Below are 20,191 nucleotides of genomic sequence, written 5' to 3' on the forward strand. Positions count from 1 at the left end.
CGGCCATGCGGCCGCCCTCTGTTCAGGCGTGCGGCTCAGGCGTTCTTGCGATAGCTGGTGCGTGCGTGCGCGTCGATCGGCGCCGGATGGACGGTGGCGCGGATCTTGAATTGCACGTGGTTCTCGACCTGCACCTTGGAGGATGGCTTGGGCTCGCCCCACACCACCACCAGTTCGGTGCCCGGCTCGGCCACCGTCGCATCTACGACCGCAATCGAGAGCATCGAGCGGTAGTTGGCCGAGTAGCCGGTATGAAGCGAACGCCCACGGAAGCTTCCGTCCGGCGCCTCGACGCGATCGTAGTGATAGGTCGCGTAGTGGGCGATCGGGAGATTGATGAACTTCGCCCCGACACCTGGCTGGTACATCGAGGCCCAGGCCTTGGCGACGTCATCGCCATTCCATTGCAGCGTCACCTTGCGGTTGGCCGTGGTCTGGCCCGCCGCTACCTGGGCTTCCAGCGCCGTGCGTCCAACAAAGTCATGATCGAATTTGACGATCTTTCCGTAGCCGACGTCGTAAGGCGAGAAACAGTAATCCTCGATGTTTTCGGAAAAGAAGCTTCCGCCGAGCGACACATTGGCGTCGATCTCGTCCGCCGGTAGCCATTTGCGGAAGCCTTCCGTGCTCTTGCCCGCGTAGAATGCGGGGAGCGGGCGCGGCAGCCATCCGGACTCGAGCGAGTTCGTCAGGTAAGCCCGGCCGCCGACCTGAATCATGTCGTGCTTTTTGCCGGCCGCTAGCAGCGCGGCGCGAACGATCTCATGATCAACCCAGGGTCCGACAAACTCGAAGCCGGGCTCGCCGGCCATGCCGTGGCGCAGCGCGCGGACCATCTTGCCGGCGATCGTGAAGCGGGTGCCATGGAAGAACTTTACATCCGGCGGCTCGCCGCCGATGAGCTCCCGGATCACGTTGAACGCTCCAGGTCCCTGGATCTCATAGCGATACCAAAGGGGATTTCCCTTGCGGGCATAGGACGGGTTGTCCCGCACCAGCTCGACGTCGTAGCCGCCGGTCTCGGCATGATACTGGAGCCAGTTGATCGTCGGCGGAATGCCTACCGCCTGGAATTCGTCCTCTTCATAGCGAAACAGGATGTTGTCGCCGATGAGCTGGCCTTCCTCGTTGACGGCGACGTACTGCTTGGCAGCATCGACGGGAAAGTACTCGACACTGTTGATCGCCGTGTCGCGGATGAGCTTCAGCGCGTCCTTGCCCCTGATGTTCAGGTCGGCGAGATGATGCGACTGGTCATAGAGCACCGCGTTGCTGCGCCACGCGAGCTGTTCGTCGCGCCAGTTGGTGAATTCCGGCGTCACCGGCGTGCTGACGATCGGCGGGCTCTGTGACTCCCAGAGCATGGTTTGCGGGCTTCCAGCGTCAGCGATCTTCTGTTCGAGATTAGCGGCCATCTATTTTCCTCCTGTGCAGCTCCTATCGGGCTAGCCCCTAGCCGCGCATCTAACAACCCAATAGGTTCGATACAGGTGATCGAAATTTTGCATAGAGGCGGTCGGCATGTTGTCAGAGGAGCTTGCGCAGATCGATCTGAATGCCTTGCAGGCATTGATCATGGTTCACGACTGCCAATCGTTTTCGGAGGCGTCGGAGCGCCTCGGCGTCAATCAATCGACGATCAGCTATTCGATCAAGCGCCTGCGAAAGGCCTTCAACGACCCGATGTTCGTTCGGCAAGGCAACTCGATTCTGTCGACCGACAAGTGCTGTCAGCTAGCCCAGGAAGCTCGCGAAGTTTTGGAGCGCATGCAGGCGCTTTCATCCCTGCAAGGCTTCGATCCAAGTACGTCGACGGGCAGCGTGACGATCTCGTGCAATCATCATGAACGCATGTTCCTGATGCCGGCCTTCGTCCGGCAGGTCCAGCAGCAGGCACCCCAGATCACTGTCAACATTTTTGAATCCGCGGTGCACGGCAAGCAGCAGCTGAAGGAGAACATCTGCGATATCGTGCTCGGCCCGGTGGCGATTTTCGGGGATGTCTACTACCGGCGCAAACTCTTTACCGATCGCTACGCGTGCATCATGGATTCCAGCCATCCTCTTGCGGCCGGCGACCTGACGATGGATCGCTACAGGCAAACGCGGCATATCGCCGTGACGCATAATGGCCAGTGGGAAGCGTTGTACTTCGCAGCGCTTCGGGCAATCGACGTCAGGATCACACCGAGCGTGATCGTGCCAAGTCACGACAATCTTGAAGCGTTGATCCGGGGGACGGAACTGGTGGCGACCATTCCCCATCGCTTGGCGCGGCGGCTTTCAGACAAGTTGACGTTGAAGCCCTTTCCCCTCGAGGTGCTGATCCAGATCGACATGTATTGGACCGAGCGCTCGCATTACTCGGGCCTGCATGCCTGGACGCGCCAGCTCCTCGCCGAGGTGGCTGCAACGATCTGAGCGGCCATGAAGCCCGGCCGGGGCGGGTGTGGTCTCGCTGGCGTGCTGGCTGCCGCCTCAGACCTTGGCGCCGAGCAAAACCACCGAAATTGTCGCCGGCTGGTCGCCTGGATTGCGCCAAGCGTGACGAGTGCCATGCTGGACCACCGTGTCGCCGGCATTCAGCTCGACGGTATTGCCGTCGTCGAGTTCGAGGACCAGCCTGCCCTTGATAACGGTGACGTAGTCGACCGTCGGCGTCTGGTGCATACCCGGACTGTCCGGTTCCATGCGCTCAGCAATGCCTGGTGATGCCTCGGTGAGTTCGGGTCCGGCCACCACAGGGTTCCATTCCGGCGACATGAAGACGCTGTCCGGAGGGAAGGTAATGATCCAGAACGACGATCCGCCTGCCGGCATGATCATGGTGCCGGTGGTGTGCATGGGATCTCGATTGTCAATATTGCCCAGCCCCGGCGTCCCCTCGATTTTCCACTGTGGCGACGACACGAAACCTGGTGTGTGTCGCAGGACCATTTCCCGCGGGGAGGGGCCGTCGCTGACGACCACGGATTTGCCGGTCGTGTTCCTGCCGGTGACGACGCGCCGAACCTTCATGTCAAACCTCCCAGGTGGAATGGCCGCAAGCTCGAAAGTCACAGCGCCGAGATGAGACAAGCGAGCGCCCAGAAAAGCGGGAACTCCGGCCCCATCTGCTGCCAGCGCCACTTGAGGCCGTTGATCTTCACCAATGCGTAGGATGCTCCGAGCAACACGACGATCGCGCAGCCGGTCGCCACTCTCGGATAGATGTTGAAGGCCATTCCGACGGCGGCCAGCAGCTCCAAGACGATCGTCAGGACAAGGAAGGCCTCGCCAGGTTTCAGGCCGGCTTTCTCAAACGTGCCCGGAGCCTTGTCGAAGTTCCTAATCTTCCCGATCAGATGAGGAAGGAACCAGATTCCGCACAGGATTCTCAAGTAATCGTGCGGCTGCAGCTCGAACGGCATTGTATGTCCTCTCTCCCAGGCAGCATCGCGGCTGCTGTCCCTTGTCAGGTGTCGTGCTCAAACGAGAAGCTGCGCCTGTTCCGCGCAACTCCATCGGTAAGCAGCGATTACTGGTGGCTGCACCACAAATCGGGTCTTGCGTCACCCATTTCAGATACTATACGGTATCCACAGTCCAAACGGAATGTCAACTCGATCCGGTTGGCGGGATTTGAGGAGGAAGATCGTGACAGTGATGATGCGGGCCGCACGGCTGCATGCGGTGAATGAACCAATGCGAATCGAGGAGGTCGCCAAGCCGCGAGCGTCGGGGACCGATGTCGTGGTCGAGGTCAAAGCCTGTGGCATGGTGCCGAACCTCGCCAACGTGCTGAACAACTGGGAGAATTGGTACCCGCACCAGCCGCTGCCGCCAAAGCCCGCGACTTTCGGGCTTGATCCCGCCGGCATCGTGCATGAGGTCGGAGAGCAGGTCGTTGCCCTGAAACCCGGGGACCGCGTCTACGTCAATCCGCTGCGTTCATGCGGCGCCTGCCACGCCTGTGCCAGCGGCAACCAGATGAAGTGCGACTACTTCACCTTCGCCGGATACTTCGGCTTCAATCGCAAAAGCCTGGAAATCTACAAGCGCTATCCCGGAGGCGGCTTCGCTCAATTCATGAGCGCGCCCCAGAGCGCCATCGTCAAGATACCCGACAACATGACGTTTCCGCAGGCCGCCCGCATGGGCTACCTCGGCACGTCCTATTCGGCGCTCAAGAAGCTGGGCAACCTTGCAGGCAAGTCGCTGATCATCAACGGCGCGACCGGAACGCTGGGTGTCGGCGCCACCCTGTTCGCGCTCGCCATGGGGATCTCCACGATTTACGCGGTCGCGCGCGGTAAGCCGCTGCTGGAGAAGCTGAGGCGGCTGGCGCCGAGCCGGATCGAGACCTTTTCCAACCTGGATGGCAAGGTCGCGGAGTGGGTCCGCTCCAAAAACCACGCCGGCGCGGATTTCATGCTCGACAGCCTCGGCGCCGTGGCTGACGTCAACGCGATGAAGGACGCGATGATGGGGGTCAAGCGCGGCGGCAGCATCGTCAACATCGGCGGCACGGGCGCCGACATGCTGTTCAACACCAAATGGTGGATGGACAACTCAATGGTGCTCACCGGCTCGGCCTGGCTCAGCACAGCAGAGGGCATGGAGATAGCGGAGCTGGTCCGGTCAGGAGCAGTGGACCTTTCGGTGCTGGAAGCCCGGACCTATCCGCTGGACCAGATCAACGAGGCGATCAACGGCGTAGCCTCAGGCGACGGCGGCTTCACCAACTACGTGCTGGAACCCTGAGCTCAGCCAGGTCGCGTTGGTTCCTGCTCCGGCAGGGCTGATGCGGGCATATTCGGACGCCAGCGGGTTGGAGAATGCCATGATAATCGACTGCCACGGCCACTACACTACCGAGCCTCCGGCCCATCATGTCTACCGCAAGGCACAGGTGGAGTTTGCCGAGGGCAAGCGCCACGCAAGTCCGACCTATCCCGACATAACCGATGAGACGCTTCGGGAGACGATCGAACACAACCAGCTTCGCCTTCAGCGGGAGCGCGGCTCCGACCTGACAATCCTGTCGCCGCGGGCATCCGGCATGGGTCATCACGTCGGCAGCGCGGCTTTCAATGCCGAATGGTCGCGTGTCTCCAATGATCTCATCGCGCGCATCGTGGACATGTTCCCGTTGAATTTTGCCGGGGTCTGTCAACTGCCGCAGTCGATGAGCGGTGACCTGGCGCCCGTGCTCGCCGAACTCGATCGCTGTGTGGTCGAGCTCGGCTTCGTCGGCTGCAACCTCAACCCGGATCCGTCCGGCGGCTTCTGGTCCGCGCCGCCAATCTATGACCGCTACTGGTATCCCCTCTTCGAGAGGATGATCGAACTCCAGGTGCCGGCCATGATCCACGTCTCGGGCGCGTGCTCGGCCTGCCTGCACACCACCGGTGCGCACTACATCAACGCCGATACCGCGGTGTTCATGCAGTTGATCCAGGGAAACCTGTTTCGCGACTTTCCCGATCTCAAGCTGATCATTCCACACGGCGGCGGCGCGGCACCCTATCACTGGGGCCGTTATCGCGGGCTGGCAATCATGATGGAAAAGCCGGATCTCGCCGCGCATCTGATGCGCAACGTCTATTTCGACACCTGCGTCTATCACCAGGCCGGGATCGAGACGCTGTTTCGCGTGATCGGCCCGCACAACATCCTCTTCGGCTCGGAACTGCTGGGCGCGGTCAAGGCTGTGGACCCGCTGACCGGCTTCAACTTCGACGACACGCGCCGCTATATCGATGCCCTGGGCCTCGACGAGGCCGGCCGCGCGGCGGTGTTCGAAGGCAACGCGCGCAAGGTTTACCCGCGGCTCGACACGAGGCTCAAGCGACAGGGCCGCTAGGCAGGATATGTTGAGCGAAGCCGCCAATCCCTGGAGATATTTATGGCAAGAGTCGTGACGAACACCGAACGTACGCCACTCGAACTGTGCGACGCGCTGGGCGCGCTGGGCGTGGCCACCGTTCATGAGGCCCAGGGCCGCAAAGGACTGCTAGCCCCGCGGCTGCGCCCCATCTACGAAGGCGCCAAGATCGGTGGCAACGCGCTAACCTGCGAGGTCGCGCCTGGCGATAACTGGACCATCCACGTGGCGTTGGAGCAGGCGCGGCCGGGCGACGTGCTCGTCGTCGCTCCCACCTCGCCGTGCGAAGACGGTTTTTTTGGCGACCTTCTGGCTGAATCGGCGATGGCGCTCGGCATCCGAGGCCTCGTCATCGATGCCGGCGTTCGCGATGTGGCGACCTTGCGAGCAATGAAGTTTCCGGTCTGGTCGAAAGCCATTTTTGCTCAGGGAACGGTGAAGGAAACGCTTTGCGATTGCCAGGTTCCCATCGTCTGCGCCGGCGTTCGAATCTGCCCCGGCGACGTGATCGTCGCCGATGATGACGGCGTCTGCGTGATAGCCCGTGCAAATGCCGAGTCGGTTGCGAAAGTCGCGCGAGAGCGGGAGGCGGCCGAGGAAGACAAACGTCGGCTCTATTGCGCCGGCAAGCTTAGCCTCGATGTCAACTCAATGCGCGAACGGCTGCGGTTGAAGGGGCTTGTCTACGAATAGGCAACCGGCTCCCCGAAGCGAAATTGGTCGACCTTCCAACGCAGTTGGCGTGGCGTGGTTTGCTGTCAGGAAACGGCAGCCCGCTTCCGTGCGGACTTTCCGTTCTTATGTCTATAGAGATGAGCTTCGTGCATTGAGGTCAGCGCGACCCGAACCATCTCGCCGGGTGCCCTGTCGTCCATAAAGCTCGACATGCCGCCATAGATAAGTTCGAGGACAATGCCGCCGACATAGAGTGGCCGAGGTTCCGCATCCCCATACGGAAACAGCTTCTCCGACAAGAGCCTGCCTAGCCCTTCCCACTGGTCTCTAAACAGGCGCAGGTGCCGATCCTCCAGCGTGTTGTCGCGGCGCGCGATGCGCAGCAGGTCGATGGCCAAGGTTCCCCAGCGCTTGTCCTTGGCGCGCTGGTTGGCCCATTCGCAAAGAGACTCAATGACGTCGTTCGGCTCGTCAATGCCGCGAAGCCTTTCGGTCAGTTCGACCACGTCCCCGCCCGCGTTGCGCTCCAGCAGCTGCAGGAAGATGTCTTCCTTGTTCGTGAAGTTGGAGTAGAAGGCGCCCTTTGAGAAGCCAGCCTCTTCTGCAATACGCTCGATTGATGCGCCGGAATAGCCGTCGCGGGCTACCATTTCACTAGCCGACGCCAGCAGCTTTTCGCGCGTCAAGGCTTGGCTCTGTTCGCGGGTCAATCGTGCCATTTTTCGAAATCCATCCAATGAACGTATCAGGATACCTAGCGTATCTGAGTATTTAGAGGGCTCGATCTCTAGGGGCAAGCGGAAGGTGGGCAGTCAGGCGGCCATCGTTCCGGATTTCCTCTGGCACGAGGGGACAATTGGTTCAGCCGACCGTCATGCGGCGGCATCGAGATAGGAATCGTCGAAGACCTTCATCGCCTCGCCGCAGCGGGCCTCATCAAGCAATTTCGCGCGGATCATCAGATCGATCGTCGTGCGCAACGCTTTTTCAGGCACCGCCAGCCTGTCAGGCCACATGCCCATATCACGCATGTATTCCAGGCCACGATTGGCCAGCGTCGGGCTTTCCGGCGTGGTGATGCGTTGGAAGATCGGCAGCGTCACATCCTGCCTCATAGGGTCATCGGTGATGGCATGGGCCTCTATAAGAGCTTTGACGAAGCGGATGACCATGTCTCGATTGGCCCGCAGCCATGACGATCGGCCGATGATTGCGGTGAAGACGATTTCGGGGATGAACGCGTTGACCTCGCCGATCAGCTTGTACCCTCGGTCCTCGGCCAGGAAGTTCCATGGCGCGGGCTGAGGAGCGCAGTCGATTTCACCGGCTTCCAGCGCCTCCCAGCGTTTGGTGTGGATGCCTGCAAGCACGAACTCGTAGTCGCCCGGGTAGCGCAGCCCCTGAGAAGCCAGCACAATCTGCGTATAGATCGCGGTACCCTCGGTGAGCGAGGACGTGCCTATCCTCTTTCCTTTAAGGTCGGCCAGGGATGCGATTTCAGGCCGGGCCACGATAGACATCGGCAGCCGCACCGCGTTCGCCGCCACAATCCGCAGTTCTCCACCTTTTACGAAGTTCGCGACTGCTCCTTCTGGCGGCGTGATCGCAAGGTCGGCGTCCCCCTCGAGAACCGCGCTCGTTGCCTTGTCGACGCTGCCGAGGCGCTTGTACTCGATTGCAATGCCGTGCTTAGCGAATAACCCCAACTCGTCCGCAACGAAGACCGGCAGCCAGTTAAATCCCTGTGCTCCGCCTGCGAGGCGAAGCGCGATAGGTGTGAAAGCGCTGGCCGTCGTATCAATTGCCATAGGTGCTCCAGACGAATTCAGCAGTCTATCTTAAATACCAGTAGTATTTGAATTCAAGATGGTATGTCAACTGATGTGTTGGCGGATGTGCTCGTCAGGGGGCGCGGCCTCGGCAAACAGCCGTTGTTCAATCCAGTAATGATGCCGGCTGAGATTGGACGGGCTTGGTCATCTCGGGGAACGGCGCACGTGGCGCAAGACCCTGGAGCTAGATGTGTTGCTGTCGGGCGGGACCTCGCACCGGACCATCGCCGCCTTTTGGCCGCGTTGAGGTGAGGCCGGTTTCAATAGCCTTGAGAAGGGCGACTGCATCGTCGAGATTGGTGGTGTCGCCCCCGGCGGCGGCGGAGACGGCGGCGCCCCATTCCTTGCGCACCAAGGCATAGTTTTCGGTGCCGCGCAGCGTGCGGTGGACGCTTACACCGCGGCGGTCTTGCGGATCGACGTGCCGCTCGATCAGCCCCTTCTTTTCAAGATCACGCAGCACCGGCGAGACATTGGTGCGTTGCAGGCCGGTTGCGGCCGCGATCTGGCTCGGCGTGGCCGCGGCATGCTGGACGAGGTGGCGCATCACCATGCCTTCCGACTGCGACAGTTGCACCGCTCGCTCGTCGCTGTAGCCCCGGAACTGGATCTCGCGGGCAATGATCAGGATGAGGTCGGCCAAGTCGGCCCAGCGGACCGCCGTGGACGGAGACTTGCGGGTGGAGGAATCGTCGTCGTCGTCGGTCATCATCGGGGAGTTTACAAGCTTCCAGCAATATGTATATATCCATTATGATTATATAAACATAACTATCTGCCAATAAACATGTGGAGACTCCTGTGACACATCCGACATCCGCCGGTCCTGCCCGGCATTCCGCCCGGTCGATGGCCCGCGCCGGCGGGCTGCACGACCTCGGCGTGCATGTGCTTCTAGCTGGCGCCTTCCTGCCGATCGCCGATTTCTTCATCGTCAACGTGGCGCTGCCGACGATCCAGGCCTCGCTCAAGGCGACGCCCTCTGCGCTCGAGCTGGTGGTGTCGGTCTATGGCGTAGCCTACGCGGCGATGCTGGTGCTGGGCGGCCGCCTCGGCGACCGTTTCGGCCGCCACAGGCTGTTCCTGGCCGGGCTCGCCGGCTTCATCCTCGCCTCGCTCGCCTGTGGCTTGGCGCCGAGCATCAATATGCTGATCGCCGCCCGGCTGCTGCAGGGCGCGACCGCAGCGATGCTGGTCCCGCAGGTGCTGGCGACCTTCCAGGCAACCTTGCCGGGCGAGCGCAAGACGAGGGCAATCGCGCTTTACGGTGCAACGTCGGGCATTGCCGCGATTGTCGGCCAACTCGCCGGCGGGCTGCTGGTCAGCGCCGACCTGTTCGGCACCTCCTGGCGGCCGATCTTCCTCATCAACATCCCGCTCGGCGTCATCGTCTTCTTCGCTTCGCGGCTGGTCGTGCCGGCCAACCGATCGCCGCATCCGGCCGGCATCGACCTGCCCGGCACGATGCTGTTCGCGGCGACGCTGACGGCCCTGCTGGTGCCGCTGACCGAAGGCCATTCCCTCGGCTGGCCGGCATGGACCAAGGCGATGCTGGCCGCCGCCGTGATGCTCGCCATGCTCACCGCTGTGGTCGAGAAGGCCACGGAAGCGCGGGGCGTGGTGCCGCTTCTGCCGCCCTCGCTTCTCAGCCTGCCCTCGATGGCGCGGGGGCTTGCCATGATTACCCTGTTCAGCGCCGGCTTCGGCGCCTTCATGTTCGTCTTCGCGCTCACAGTCCAAAACGGGCTCAACGCCAACGCGCTGCAAAGCGGCCTTGCCATTCTGCCGATGGCGATCATGTTCTTCATGGGCTCGGCGGTCAGCCCGCGCGTGATCGGGCGCTTCGGCCGCGGTGCGCTGGCGGCGGGCGGCATCGTGCAGGCGCTCGGGCTGGCGCTGCTGATCGCCATCACCCTGACCGGCTGGCCTAGGGTCGGCCTGGTGGAGCTGGCGCCGCCTCTGGTGCTGATCGGCGCCGGCCAGTCGATGCTGTTTTCAGGCCTGTTTCGCGCTGTACTCGCCGATGTTCCCACCCATCTTGCCGGCGTCGGCAGCGGCGTGCTGATCACGCTGCAACAGTCAGGTCTGGCGCTCGGCGTCGCGACGCTCGGCACGCTCTATCTGGCGCTGGAACCAACGGGCATCGCGCAAGCCTTCGCAACCGTGATCGCCAGCCAACTTCTGATCATTGTGGCTCTGGTGCTGAGCACCGGGCTGCTGCCTCGGTTCACCAACCACCGGGTGCATGCACAGCCGGTGGAGATGTGACCTCCCGCCGAACTCACCGGGTTGATGCTAAGAGCTCAAGCGGTACGATCTGCCTTGCAGGCGTCGGCGGGTTCCGTCGGGGCGATGCCAGTCGGTGAGAATGCCTGAACTCAGCCGCCGTCGCGCGCAAGCCTTCATCTATGAGGCACAGCGCCGTGCGGTCCGCGCGAGCACGCGGCCGTGCGGTTGAATTCCTCAGCTGAGGCGAGGTGACCGCCGAGGTTGCCCGGATCGCGTGGCGACAATATCGGCTTCGTGCGCGCGATCGCGGCCAAGAAACAGGCAGGTGGAACCTGGCGAGCGTGACCTTGCCGCTTGCGCGCTGTGGCCCACGTCAGCATCTCAGTGTGGGCACGTGCGCACGGCTTCAACGTTCTGACTTAATTCCGGACAGCGACAGATAATTCGGGCCAAGGGGGCGTTGCCTGCTGCTCGATCCCCATCATCTCAGTGAAGCCTAGGCGTTTCGACGCAGCGCTGTTTGAGCGCAAGCAGCCAAATTGCGGCAGTCCGAGACAGGATGCGCAAAAAAGTAGCCTGTCGCGTGATTTTATTTCGACTGCCGGGTGCGCAAAGCTTGCATATAAGAACGAGCCTGAAGCCAAATTGGAGCCAGGCCGATGTCGTTCAAAGGCATTATTCCGCCCGTCACCACACCCTTTCATCAAGATGGATCGATCGACCGCGACGGCTTCTGCGTGATGGTCGAGCATCTGGTCGCGTCAGGCGTGCACGGCGTCATCGTCGGCGGCACCACGGGCGAGTATTACGCCCAATCGCGCGATGAACGCGTCGGCCTGCTGAAGCTTGCCAAGACCGTGGTGAAGGGCAAGGTGCCGCTGATCGCCGGCGTCGGCGCCATCCGCACCGAAGACTGCATCGAATACGCGTTGATCGCCAAGGACCTGAAGTATGATGGCATCCTGATCGGCGCGCCGTACTATGCGGTGCCGACGCAGCTCGAGCTCGCCAACCATGCGCTGGCGATCGACAAGGCCGCCAACCTGCCGGCGATGCTCTACAACTATCCCGGCCGCACCGGCACGATGATGGACCTCGAGTTCCTCGACCGGGTCGGCCGCAGCACCAATTTCTGCGCCATCAAGGAATCCAGCGGCAGCATGAACCAGCTGCACGCCCTGGCGCGCGACTATCCGCATATCGACCTGTTCTGCGGCATGGACGATCAGGCGCTCGAATTCTTCGCGTGGGGCGCGAAGGGCTGGGTTTGCGGCGCCGGCAACTGCCTGCCGGCGGAGCATATCGCGCTTTACGAAGCCTGCGTCGTCGAGAAGGATTTCAGCAAGGGCCGGCAGATCATGTCGGCGCTGCTGCCCTTGATGCGTGTTCTCGAGCAGGGCGGCAAGTTCGTGCAGAGCATCAAATTCGGCTGCGAGCTGGCCGGATTGCCGGCGGGGCCGGTGCGCCGGCCGATGCGGGCGCTCGACGAGGAGCAGAAGCGGGAGCTCGAGACGACGATCCGCACCCTTAAAACCGTCATCGCCGCCATCACCGCAAAATCCCAGAAGAGGGCTTCCGAGAATGTCATCGCTATTAACGCGTGATGAGTACCAGAACCTGGCGGACAGCCTGCCGCTGCCGACCAACGCGGTGATCGACGGCAAGGCGCGGGCGGCGCAGTCAGGCGACACTTTCGAGACCATCAATCCCGCAACGGGGCAGGTTATCGCCAGGATCGCCTCCTGCGGCGAGGCCGACGTCGATCTTGCCGTCGAGAAGGCGCGGCTGGCGTTTGAATCGGGGGCGTGGTCGCGGGCCCATCCGAGCGAGCGCAAGCGCGTGCTGCGGCGCTTGGTCAAGCTGATGGAGCGAAACATCCATGAGCTGGCCGTGCTCGAGACACTCGAAAGCGGCAAGCCCATCTATGACGTCTCAACCATCGACATCCCCGAGGCGCTGCATTGTCTCGAATGGCACGCGGAAGCTACTGACAAGCTCTACGGCCAGACCTCGCCGTCGGGCGACGACGTCGTGTCGCTGATCGTGCGCCAGCCGCTCGGCGTGGTCGCTTGCGTTCTGCCCTGGAACTTCCCGATCCTGATGCTGGCCTGGAAGATCGGGCCGGCGCTTGCCACCGGCAACTCCGTCATCGTCAAGCCGGCCGAGCAGACCAACATGTCGACGTTGCGGATTGCCGAACTGACGCATGAGGCCGGGTTGCCGCCGGGTGTCCTTCAGGTCGTCACCGGTCCTGGCGAGACCACCGGCAAGGCGCTTGGCCTGCATGCGGATATCGACATGGTCGCCTTCACCGGCTCCACCGATGTCGGCCGCAAATTCCTGGAGTATTCCGCCAGGTCCAACCTCAAGCGCATCGTACTCGAATGCGGCGGGAAGAACCCCTGCATCGTGCTCGACGACGCCGAGAACCTCGATGTCGTCGCGCAGCATGTCACCCAGGCGGTGTTCTGGAACATGGGCGAGAATTGCTCGTCGAATTCCCGCCTGATCGTGCACGAGAAGATCAAGGACCGCCTGGTCGAAACGGTTCTCCACAAACTCAGGGAATGGCCTCTGGGCGAGCCGCTGGACCCGGGCAACCGACTGGGCGCGATCGTGTCGAAGGAACAGTTCGACCGCATCATGGGCTACATCAAGAAGGGGCGGTCTGAAGGCGCCAAGGTCGTGACGGGAGGCAATGCCCACAAGCACGGCAAGGGCTATTTCATCGAGCCGACCGTGTTCGACGATGTCACGCCGCAAATGACGATCGCGCGCGAGGAGATTTTTGGGCCGGTGCTGTCGGTCATCAAGGTGGCGAGCGCCGACGAGGCGGTCCGCGTCGCCAACGACACGCAATACGGGCTCGCGGCCTCGATCTTCACCGCCAATCTCGGCAAGGCGCATCGCATCGCGCGCGACATCCGCGCCGGCACGGTGACCATCAACTGCTACGGCGAAGGCGACATCTCGACCCCGTTCGGCGGCTTCAAGCTTTCGGGCTTCGGCGGGCGGGACAAGTCGCTTCACGCCCACGACCAGTACACCGAGCTCAAGACCATCTGGGCGGATATTTCCGATCCCAGGGTCTCGCGCGCCGTCGACTAAGCCGAAAGCCATGAGCATGCATCAGGCCGTAAGGACGCCTGCCGACATCAACATGTCCGGCTGGTACGGGCTCCTGCCGCCTCCAAAGGCGCCTGAGGTCCTGCGCGGCAGGCACACGGCGGACTGGGTGATCGTCGGCGCCGGATTCTCCGGCCTGGCCGCCGCGCGCCGGCTTTCCCAGCTGGTGCCTGGCGACCGCATCGTCGTTATCGATGCGCAGCGTGTCGGCTGGGGCGCGGCCGGACGGAACTCGGGCTTCATGATCGACCTGCCGCATGAGCTTGGCGGCGAGAACTATGGCGGAAGCCAGGATCACGACCGCAAGCGCATCCGTATGAACCGCGCCGCAATCGAATTCTCTGCCGCAGCGGCGGACGAGTATGGATTGCAGCGTTTCTTCGTTCGCGCCGGCAAGTTCCATGGCGCCGCGACTGATCACGGTCTTGCCGTCTTGCGCGAATTCGAAAACCACCTGACCGGCCTCGACGAGCCGTTCGAGCGCCTCGACGGGCAGCAGCTGAAGACAATCACCGGAACCGACTTCTTCGTCGGCGGCACATTTACGCCGGGGACGGTGATGGCGCAGCCGGCCGGCTTCATCCGTGGCGTCGCCGAAGGTCTGTCGAGCCGCATGCAGATATTCGAGAAGTCAGCGGTCATCTCGCTGCAGACCGGCAAACTGCACACGGTCAAAACGGCCGAGGGCGATATCGCCGCGCCACGGCTGATCCTGACGGTCAACGGTCACCTCGAAAGCTTCGGCTTCTTCAACAAACGCCTGCTGCATGTCTTCACCTATGCCAGCATGACAAGACCGCTCTCCAAGAGCGAGCAGGCCGCCCTGGGTGGTGAACCGAATTGGGGCCTGATCCCGGCCGACCCGATGGGATCGACCATCCGACGCATCGGCGACCGCATCGTCGTTCGCAACACCTTCACCTACAATCCGGACATGTCGACCAGCGAGAAGCAGATCGCTCAGATCGGCGCGGCGCATGATCGATCGTTCCGGGCGCGCTTCCCGATGCTGGGCGAAGTACCGATGGAGTTTCGCTGGGGAGGGCATCTCTGTCTCTCCCTCAATTCCGCTCCCGCGTTCGGCGAAGTCGAAGAGAGGGTGTTCGTCGCCGGCTGCTGCAACGGGTTGGGAACGGTACAGGGCACTTTGTATGGGATGCTGGCCGCTGATTTGGCTGCGGGCGCCGATAGTTCGATGCTTTCAGATGCATTGGACGAACCTTCTCCGTCGAAGCTTTACCCACGGCCCGTGATGGCGATCGGAGCTCCTCTACGGCTTTGGGCGATGCAAAGGCGGGCAGGGCGCGAGCTCTAATCAGTTTGTATCGCGCTCCTTGGCGCAGACTTCCCTCAGCCACTCGCGAAGAATTTCGGCGGCAGGTGACAAAGTGCGGTTGTCATACCAGGTGAGATAGTAGCCACCTGGCGCCTCGAGCTCGAGATCGGTAATCTTCACCAGCTTTTTCTCCTCGACAAGTGGACGTACCAGCCGATGCCATCCTACGGCGATCCCTTGGTTGGCCTGTGCCGCTTGCAGGGCCACAAAGAATTTCCCGAAGCGTCTCCCGCGCAATGGTCCGTGAGTGAGACCGGCCCTCCCCAACACTTCGTCCCAGTCTGCCCAGTCTGGATCGACCCAGTCGACATGCAACAAGGGGAGTTCGGCAAGGGATTCCGCTGTGGCATCACGATGCTCGCGCGCAAATTCCGCACCACAGACGGGATAAATGACCTCGTCGAAAAGTAGCTCGGCTCGCTCGTCAGGCCACGAGCCGAAGCCATAGCGCACTCGCAGCTCTACTTCCGCTCGTCTAAAGTCGCGTGAATTGTCGGAGATGAGATGGTCCACCGTGACGTCGCCATGTCGATCCCAGAATTCCGGCATCCGTGGGATTAGCCACATCGAAGCAAATGCATCGGTGCACGCGATCGTGACATTCTTGGAGCGGTCACCCCGTTTGACTGTTCTGACGACGTCCGACACCCGGGAGAAACTGCCAGCCAGGACTCCGTAGAGGTCCTCTCCCGCGCTTGTCAGGACGACACCCGTACCAAGCCTGACGAACAGGGGCACCCCGAGCTCATCTTCGATCGCTTTGATCTGTCGGCTCACTGCTCCCGGAGTGACGTTCAACTCCGAGGCGGCCAGTTTGAAAGACAAATGCCGCGCTGAGGCCTCGAACACCGCCAGCGCTGTCAGCGACGGAAGATCGTAGTAGCGTCGGACCATATGGCACCCCAACCAGTACGGATTCGGCTAACCAAGTGCTCTTTACTCAACTGCGGCATGAGACTTTTGCATTAGGGCATTCGCCACGGTTTCGGCAATAGTTCGTCGGCACGGCGAAGAATTCGCCTGCGCGCCCATTTCATCCCCGGAGGCCGGCATGACTGCTCAACAGCAAGTTTCTCGTAGAGGAGGGCGGGAGGCGCGGCGGACGATCCGCACCGCGCCGAAGATCGACATGCTGCCGACGCTGAAGCGCGGCCTGCCAGTCGTGGAGCCGATGGATGCCGAGCAGGTCGAGCGCATCCATGAAGCGTCTCTCGCGATCCTTGAAGACGTGGGCGTGGTGTTTCGCGACCCGATTGCGATCGAGGATTGGAAGAGGGTCGGCGCCGACGTGCGCGCGGACGACCGCGTCCATCTCGACCGCGGTCTGGTCATGGAGCTCATCAAGACCATTCCTTCCAGGATCGAATATTTCGCGCGCGATCCGGCGAAGAATGTCGAGCTCGGCGGGCCGAAATCGATCTTCGTGCCGATGACCGGCGCGCCCTATATGCGCGACCTCGACGATGTCAGGCGTGGCCCGACAATCGCGGACCTCGGCACCTTCCACAAGCTCGCGCATATGATGCCGGCGCTGCATTCATCGGCGCACCACATCGTCGAGCCGATGGACATTGTCGTTGCGCACCGGCACCTGCACATCACCTATTCGTCGATGAAGCATTCCGACAAGATCTTCATGGGCATGACAACCTCGCCCAAGAATGCCGAGGATGTGCTCGACATGTGCGAGATCCTGTTCGGCGAAGGCTTCCTCGAGAGCCATGCGGTCACGACTGGCAACTGCAACGGCAACTCGCCGCTGGTCTGGGACCAGGTGATGCTGGGCGCCATGCGCGCCTTCTGCCGTCGCAACCAGCCGGTGTTGTGCTCGCCCTTCGTCCTCGGCGGCGCCAACACGCCGGCCTCCACCGCGGCGGCTGTCGCGCAGCTCAATGCCGAGGCGCTCTCTGCGCTCGCCTACACGCAGGTGATACGCAAGGGCTGTCCGGCGATCTACGGGCACTATCTCTCGACCGTTTCGATGCAGTCGGGCGCGCCGATGGCGGGAACGCCGGAAATCTCGCTGATGAACTTCATGATCGGCCAGATGGCGCGCCGCTACAACGTTCCCTGGCGCACGTCGAACCTGCTCGGCGGCGCCAAGGTCTTCGACGCGCAGGCCGGCTATGAGAGCGCGATGACGATGATGGCCGTGCTGATGTCGGGCGCCAACTACATCTGGCATTCGGCAGGCTGGAACGAAGCCGGCATGCACTGCTCCATCGCGAAGTTCGTCGTTGATGCCGAGGTCTGCGCCATGGGCTATCGCATGACGCAAGGCATCCAGTGGGACGATTTCGACGAGGCCCTGGCCGCAGTGCGCGACGTCGGGCCGGGCGGTCACTATCTCGGCCATCCGCATACGCAAGCGAATTTCGAACGGGCCTTCTTCATCCCGAAGCTGTTCGACAACAATTCGATCGAGCAGTGGTATGCGGATGGCTCCAAGGACATAAAGCAGCGGGCGCTGGAGCATGCCCGACGGCTTCTGGCCGAGTATGAAGAGCCCACGCTCGACATTGCGAAAGACGAGGAGTTGCGCGCCTATATCGAGCGGCGCTCGCGCGAGATCCCTGCGGTCGATGCGCTTAACGAGGAATACTGAGCCAGCATGCGCATCGACCGGATCAACGTCTATAGCGCGCAATTGCCTGTCAAAGGCGGCGTCTACCGCATGGCCAGCGCCGACGTGGAGGCGCTGGACAGCACGCTTGTCGAGATCGTCACCGACGACGGTTTGACCGGCTGGGGCGAGACCTGCCCGGTCGGCCCGGTCTACCAGCCGCATCACGCGCTGGGCGCCCGCGCCGCGATCGCCGAAATCGCGCCGGGGCTCATCGGCGCGGAGATCGCCTCGATCAGGTTGCTAGCGAAACAAATGGACGATCGCCTGAACGGCCACGGTTACGCCAAGGCCGCGTTCGACATGGCGTTCCTCGACCTGCTTGGCCAGAAGCTCGGCGTGCCGGTCTCGACGCTGTTGGGCGGCGCGCTTACGGACCGCGTTCCGGCCTACTATTCGCTGATCGTCGGCGCGCCGGAGGAGACGGCGAGGATTGCCGCCGACAAGGTCAAAGCAGGCTATCCGCGCCTGCAGGTGAAAATCGGCGGGCGCAACCTGGAAGAGGATGTGGCCGTCATTCACAAGGTCTGGGAGGCGGTCGGCTACAAGGCGCGGATTGCCGTGGACGGCAATAGGGGTCTGACCGTCGCCGCCGCGATCCATCTCGACCGGCTCTGCCAGGCAATCACCTTCGTCTTCGAGCAGCCCTGCAACACCATGGACGAGGTCGCGACGCTGAAGGGCCGCGTGACGCACCCTGTCTATCTCGACGAGAACACCGAGGACCAGAACGCGGTGCTGAGGGCTATCTCGCTGGGCATCGCCGACGGCTTCGGCTTCAAGGTCACCCGCCTCGGCGGCCTCACCAAGATGACGACCGTGCGCGACCTGTGCGCCATCCGCTCGCTGCCGCACAGCTGCGACGACGCCTGGGGCGGCGACATCATCGCGGCGGCCTGCGTGCATCTGGCCGCGACCGTGGAGCCGCGCCGCATGGAAGGCGCCTGGATCGCGCAGGAATACATCGAGGGGCATTTCGACGCGAAGAATCCGGTCGTCATCGAAAAGGGCCACATCGCCGTGCCGCAACGGCCAGGCCTTGGCGTGAAGCCGGAGCCCGGCATGTTCGGCAAGCCGTTGGTCACCTACGGATGAACGCGCCCGCCAACATCAGCGCCATGAAGTCGCTGGCCACGCCGGAAATTTCGGCGATGGCCGATCGGCCGTTTGACCTCGTGGTTCTGGTGCTGCCGGGATTCTCGCATCTGGCGCTCCACGCCTATATCGAACCGTTCCGCATCGCCAACTCGGTGGCGAGGCTGCCGCTGTTCCGCTGGCGGATCGCAAGGCTCGGCGTCCGGCCAATCGAAGGTGCGAACGGCCTTTCGGTCGCTGCCGATGTTGGGGTGGACGAACTGGTTTCCAGCGCGGAGGATCGCCGGCCGGACCAGCTCGCCATCGTGGCGGGCGAGCCGATAGAGCGGCAACTGACGCCGCAGCTCAACGGATTTCTGCGCACGATGGCACGCCGCGGCGTTCCGATCGCCGCGGTCGGAACAGCGACATGGCTGCTTGCGCAGACGGGCCTTCTTGCAGGCACGCGCTGCACGATCCACTGGTCGCGGCTCGCTGCTTTTTCCGAAGTGTTCAATCAGCCGCGCATACGCGACTCCCTCTTCGTCAAGGATGGGCAATATTCGACTTGCGCCGGCGAACTGGCGGCATTCGACCTCGCGGTCGACCTGATCGGCGGCCATGCCGGCGGCTTCATCGCCCAGGAGGTCTGCCGCCACGCGACCGTCGAAGGCCAGCGCTCGGGATCGAACCGCCAGACCGGGCCCTCTGGCCTCGCCTTCGCCGGCGTCAGCGACAAGCTTCTGATGGCAATGCGCATCATGGAAGAAAATGTGGAATTCCCGCTGGCGATGGACGAAGTTGCGCAACGGGCCGGAGTGTCGCGGCGCCAGCTGGAACGACTCTTCGCAATGCATATCGGCCTGCCGCCGGTGCGGCATTACCTGCGAATTAGGGTCGACCATGCCAAGCGCCTGCTCGAAGGCACGCGCATGCCCATCATCGACATCGCTATCGCCTGCGGGTTCATGTCGGCTTCACACTTTGCGAAGTGCTTTCGCGTCTTCAACGGTACGTCACCACAGCAATGCCGCGCGATGGTGCCGACATGGGTCGGACCGGGACTGGGCTGATTTCAAACGGCTTGCTTTCCTGCGATCGGGCCCGCCCAGGAACAAGGAGCACCAGTCACTGCGGGAGCGCCGCTGAGCTGAAATAGACTCATCTGTCAGTCTACTTTTTTGCGTGACACCTAATCTCAAAAGCTGTGCTACCGCTTTCCGAGAAGCCGGCTTGCTCCGAGCTGGAGTGGGGGAGCCGGAAGCCAAGAACGGCAACAACTGTGGGAGGAAGAAATGACAGTTTTCAAAAGTAATGGCGATCGTGTCCCCGCCGCCATCGAGGCGATGGCACAAGAAGCGCGCGAAGGCCGCATGGACCGGCGCGAATTCCTGGCTCTCGCCAGCGCCTTCGGTGCATCGACCGCGCTT

The 20,191-nt window shown here is 62.4% G+C and carries 18 protein-coding genes; 11 read left to right on the forward strand and 7 right to left on the reverse strand.

Features of this window, described 5'->3' with window-relative positions; genetic code table 11:
- Positions 1 to 35: 35 nt before the first annotated feature.
- Complete coding sequence (locus RFN28_RS15580; RefSeq protein ID WP_320288207.1) at positions 36 to 1,415, reverse strand: aminomethyl transferase family protein; 1,380 nt, start codon at positions 1,413 to 1,415, stop codon at positions 36 to 38.
- 106 nt (positions 1,416 to 1,521) lie between these two features.
- Between RFN28_RS15580 and RFN28_RS15585 the strand changes: the two genes are divergently transcribed.
- A complete protein-coding gene (locus RFN28_RS15585; RefSeq protein ID WP_320288208.1) occupies positions 1,522 to 2,421 on the forward strand; it encodes a LysR family transcriptional regulator in 900 nt (299 codons plus the stop codon).
- A gap of 57 nt (positions 2,422 to 2,478) precedes the next feature.
- Here RFN28_RS15585 and RFN28_RS15590 read toward each other — a convergent pair whose 3' ends face one another.
- Both RFN28_RS15590 and RFN28_RS15595 read right to left on the reverse strand, forming a co-directional pair.
- Complete coding sequence (locus RFN28_RS15590) at positions 2,479 to 3,018, reverse strand: cupin domain-containing protein (RefSeq protein ID WP_320288209.1); 540 nt, start codon at positions 3,016 to 3,018, stop codon at positions 2,479 to 2,481.
- Between the two features lie 38 nt (positions 3,019 to 3,056).
- The gene (locus tag RFN28_RS15595; RefSeq protein WP_320288210.1) at positions 3,057 to 3,410 is read right to left on the reverse strand and encodes a DoxX family protein; all 354 of its coding nucleotides are present in this window, start codon (positions 3,408 to 3,410) and stop codon (positions 3,057 to 3,059) included.
- Positions 3,411 to 3,645: 235 nt separating this feature from the next.
- Here RFN28_RS15595 and RFN28_RS15600 point away from each other — a divergent pair, with 235 nt between their 5' ends.
- The 3 genes from RFN28_RS15600 (at position 3,646) to RFN28_RS15610 (ending at position 6,559) form a co-directional block, all read left to right on the forward strand.
- Positions 3,646 to 4,743: an alcohol dehydrogenase catalytic domain-containing protein gene (locus RFN28_RS15600; protein WP_320288227.1), complete on the forward strand. Its 1,098-nt coding sequence runs from the start codon at positions 3,646 to 3,648 to the stop codon at positions 4,741 to 4,743.
- A gap of 79 nt (positions 4,744 to 4,822) precedes the next feature.
- Positions 4,823 to 5,845 (forward strand): amidohydrolase family protein, encoded by a 1,023-nt coding sequence (locus RFN28_RS15605; protein WP_320288211.1) that lies wholly within the window; start codon positions 4,823 to 4,825, stop codon positions 5,843 to 5,845.
- A 42-nt stretch (positions 5,846 to 5,887) separates the two neighbouring features.
- Positions 5,888 to 6,559 (forward strand): 4-carboxy-4-hydroxy-2-oxoadipate aldolase/oxaloacetate decarboxylase, encoded by a 672-nt coding sequence (locus tag RFN28_RS15610; protein ID WP_320288212.1) that lies wholly within the window; start codon positions 5,888 to 5,890, stop codon positions 6,557 to 6,559.
- Positions 6,560 to 6,624: 65 nt separating this feature from the next.
- Here the strand turns inward: RFN28_RS15610 and RFN28_RS15615 are convergent, their stop codons facing one another.
- The 3 genes from RFN28_RS15615 to RFN28_RS15625 form a co-directional block, all read right to left on the reverse strand.
- Positions 6,625 to 7,260, reverse strand: coding sequence for a TetR/AcrR family transcriptional regulator (locus RFN28_RS15615; protein WP_320288213.1), 636 nt, complete (start codon positions 7,258 to 7,260; stop codon positions 6,625 to 6,627).
- Positions 7,261 to 7,413: 153 nt separating this feature from the next.
- A complete protein-coding gene (locus RFN28_RS15620; protein WP_320288214.1) occupies positions 7,414 to 8,349 on the reverse strand; it encodes an ABC transporter substrate-binding protein in 936 nt (311 codons plus the stop codon).
- A gap of 208 nt (positions 8,350 to 8,557) precedes the next feature.
- Positions 8,558 to 9,085, reverse strand: coding sequence for a MarR family winged helix-turn-helix transcriptional regulator (locus RFN28_RS15625; protein WP_320288215.1), 528 nt, complete (start codon positions 9,083 to 9,085; stop codon positions 8,558 to 8,560).
- A gap of 89 nt (positions 9,086 to 9,174) precedes the next feature.
- On the opposite strand from RFN28_RS15625, the gene RFN28_RS15630 reads away from it, so the two are divergent.
- The 4 genes from RFN28_RS15630 (at position 9,175) to RFN28_RS15645 (ending at position 15,043) form a co-directional block, all read left to right on the forward strand.
- Positions 9,175 to 10,641: an MFS transporter gene (locus RFN28_RS15630; RefSeq protein WP_320288216.1), complete on the forward strand. Its 1,467-nt coding sequence runs from the start codon at positions 9,175 to 9,177 to the stop codon at positions 10,639 to 10,641.
- A 620-nt stretch (positions 10,642 to 11,261) separates the two neighbouring features.
- Entirely contained in the window at positions 11,262 to 12,206 is a 945-nt protein-coding gene (locus RFN28_RS15635; RefSeq protein ID WP_320288217.1) for a dihydrodipicolinate synthase family protein, read from the forward strand.
- Positions 12,184 to 13,710, forward strand: coding sequence for an aldehyde dehydrogenase (locus RFN28_RS15640; protein WP_320288218.1), 1,527 nt, complete (start codon positions 12,184 to 12,186; stop codon positions 13,708 to 13,710). Before RFN28_RS15635 ends, RFN28_RS15640 begins: the two co-directional genes overlap by 23 nt.
- A gap of 10 nt (positions 13,711 to 13,720) precedes the next feature.
- Positions 13,721 to 15,043 carry an NAD(P)/FAD-dependent oxidoreductase gene (locus RFN28_RS15645; RefSeq protein WP_320288219.1) on the forward strand — a complete coding sequence of 441 codons (1,323 nt, stop codon included), beginning with the start codon at positions 13,721 to 13,723 and terminating at the stop codon, positions 15,041 to 15,043.
- On the opposite strand, the gene RFN28_RS15650 is transcribed toward RFN28_RS15645, so the two are convergent.
- Positions 15,044 to 15,958: a LysR substrate-binding domain-containing protein gene (locus RFN28_RS15650; RefSeq protein WP_320288220.1), complete on the reverse strand. Its 915-nt coding sequence runs from the start codon at positions 15,956 to 15,958 to the stop codon at positions 15,044 to 15,046.
- A gap of 157 nt (positions 15,959 to 16,115) precedes the next feature.
- On the opposite strand from RFN28_RS15650, the gene RFN28_RS15655 reads away from it, so the two are divergent.
- The 3 genes from RFN28_RS15655 to RFN28_RS15665 are packed head-to-tail and all read left to right on the forward strand — an operon-like array spanning position 16,116 to position 19,834.
- On the forward strand, positions 16,116 to 17,669 hold the full coding sequence (locus RFN28_RS15655; protein WP_320288221.1) for a trimethylamine methyltransferase family protein: 1,554 nt from the start codon (positions 16,116 to 16,118) through the stop codon (positions 17,667 to 17,669).
- 6 nt (positions 17,670 to 17,675) lie between these two features.
- Entirely contained in the window at positions 17,676 to 18,782 is a 1,107-nt protein-coding gene (locus RFN28_RS15660) for a mandelate racemase/muconate lactonizing enzyme family protein (RefSeq protein WP_320288222.1), read from the forward strand.
- On the forward strand, positions 18,779 to 19,834 hold the full coding sequence (locus RFN28_RS15665) for a GlxA family transcriptional regulator (RefSeq protein WP_320288223.1): 1,056 nt from the start codon (positions 18,779 to 18,781) through the stop codon (positions 19,832 to 19,834). Before RFN28_RS15660 ends, RFN28_RS15665 begins: the two co-directional genes overlap by 4 nt.
- The last annotated feature ends 357 nt before the right edge of the window (positions 19,835 to 20,191 follow it).

It is taken from the genome of Mesorhizobium album, from assembly GCF_033977205.1.
Lineage (GTDB): Bacteria > Pseudomonadota > Alphaproteobacteria > Rhizobiales > Rhizobiaceae > Mesorhizobium > Mesorhizobium album.

Coding starts and splice junctions, on each gene's coding strand:
- RFN28_RS15580 (WP_320288207.1), bottom strand. CDS start 1,415: ATGGCCGCTAATCTCGAACAGAAGATCGCTGACGCTGGAAGCCCGCAA.
- RFN28_RS15585 (WP_320288208.1), top strand. CDS start 1,522: ATGTTGTCAGAGGAGCTTGCGCAGATCGATCTGAATGCCTTGCAGGCA.
- RFN28_RS15590 (WP_320288209.1), bottom strand. CDS start 3,018: ATGAAGGTTCGGCGCGTCGTCACCGGCAGGAACACGACCGGCAAATCC.
- RFN28_RS15595 (WP_320288210.1), bottom strand. CDS start 3,410: ATGCCGTTCGAGCTGCAGCCGCACGATTACTTGAGAATCCTGTGCGGA.
- RFN28_RS15600 (WP_320288227.1), top strand. CDS start 3,646: ATGATGCGGGCCGCACGGCTGCATGCGGTGAATGAACCAATGCGAATC.
- RFN28_RS15605 (WP_320288211.1), top strand. CDS start 4,823: ATGATAATCGACTGCCACGGCCACTACACTACCGAGCCTCCGGCCCAT.
- RFN28_RS15610 (WP_320288212.1), top strand. CDS start 5,888: ATGGCAAGAGTCGTGACGAACACCGAACGTACGCCACTCGAACTGTGC.
- RFN28_RS15615 (WP_320288213.1), bottom strand. CDS start 7,260: ATGGCACGATTGACCCGCGAACAGAGCCAAGCCTTGACGCGCGAAAAG.
- RFN28_RS15620 (WP_320288214.1), bottom strand. CDS start 8,349: ATGGCAATTGATACGACGGCCAGCGCTTTCACACCTATCGCGCTTCGC.
- RFN28_RS15625 (WP_320288215.1), bottom strand. CDS start 9,085: ATGATGACCGACGACGACGACGATTCCTCCACCCGCAAGTCTCCGTCC.
- RFN28_RS15635 (WP_320288217.1), top strand. CDS start 11,262: ATGTCGTTCAAAGGCATTATTCCGCCCGTCACCACACCCTTTCATCAA.
- RFN28_RS15640 (WP_320288218.1), top strand. CDS start 12,184: ATGTCATCGCTATTAACGCGTGATGAGTACCAGAACCTGGCGGACAGC.
- RFN28_RS15645 (WP_320288219.1), top strand. CDS start 13,721: ATGAGCATGCATCAGGCCGTAAGGACGCCTGCCGACATCAACATGTCC.
- RFN28_RS15650 (WP_320288220.1), bottom strand. CDS start 15,958: ATGGTCCGACGCTACTACGATCTTCCGTCGCTGACAGCGCTGGCGGTG.
- RFN28_RS15655 (WP_320288221.1), top strand. CDS start 16,116: ATGACTGCTCAACAGCAAGTTTCTCGTAGAGGAGGGCGGGAGGCGCGG.
- RFN28_RS15660 (WP_320288222.1), top strand. CDS start 17,676: ATGCGCATCGACCGGATCAACGTCTATAGCGCGCAATTGCCTGTCAAA.
- RFN28_RS15665 (WP_320288223.1), top strand. CDS start 18,779: ATGAACGCGCCCGCCAACATCAGCGCCATGAAGTCGCTGGCCACGCCG.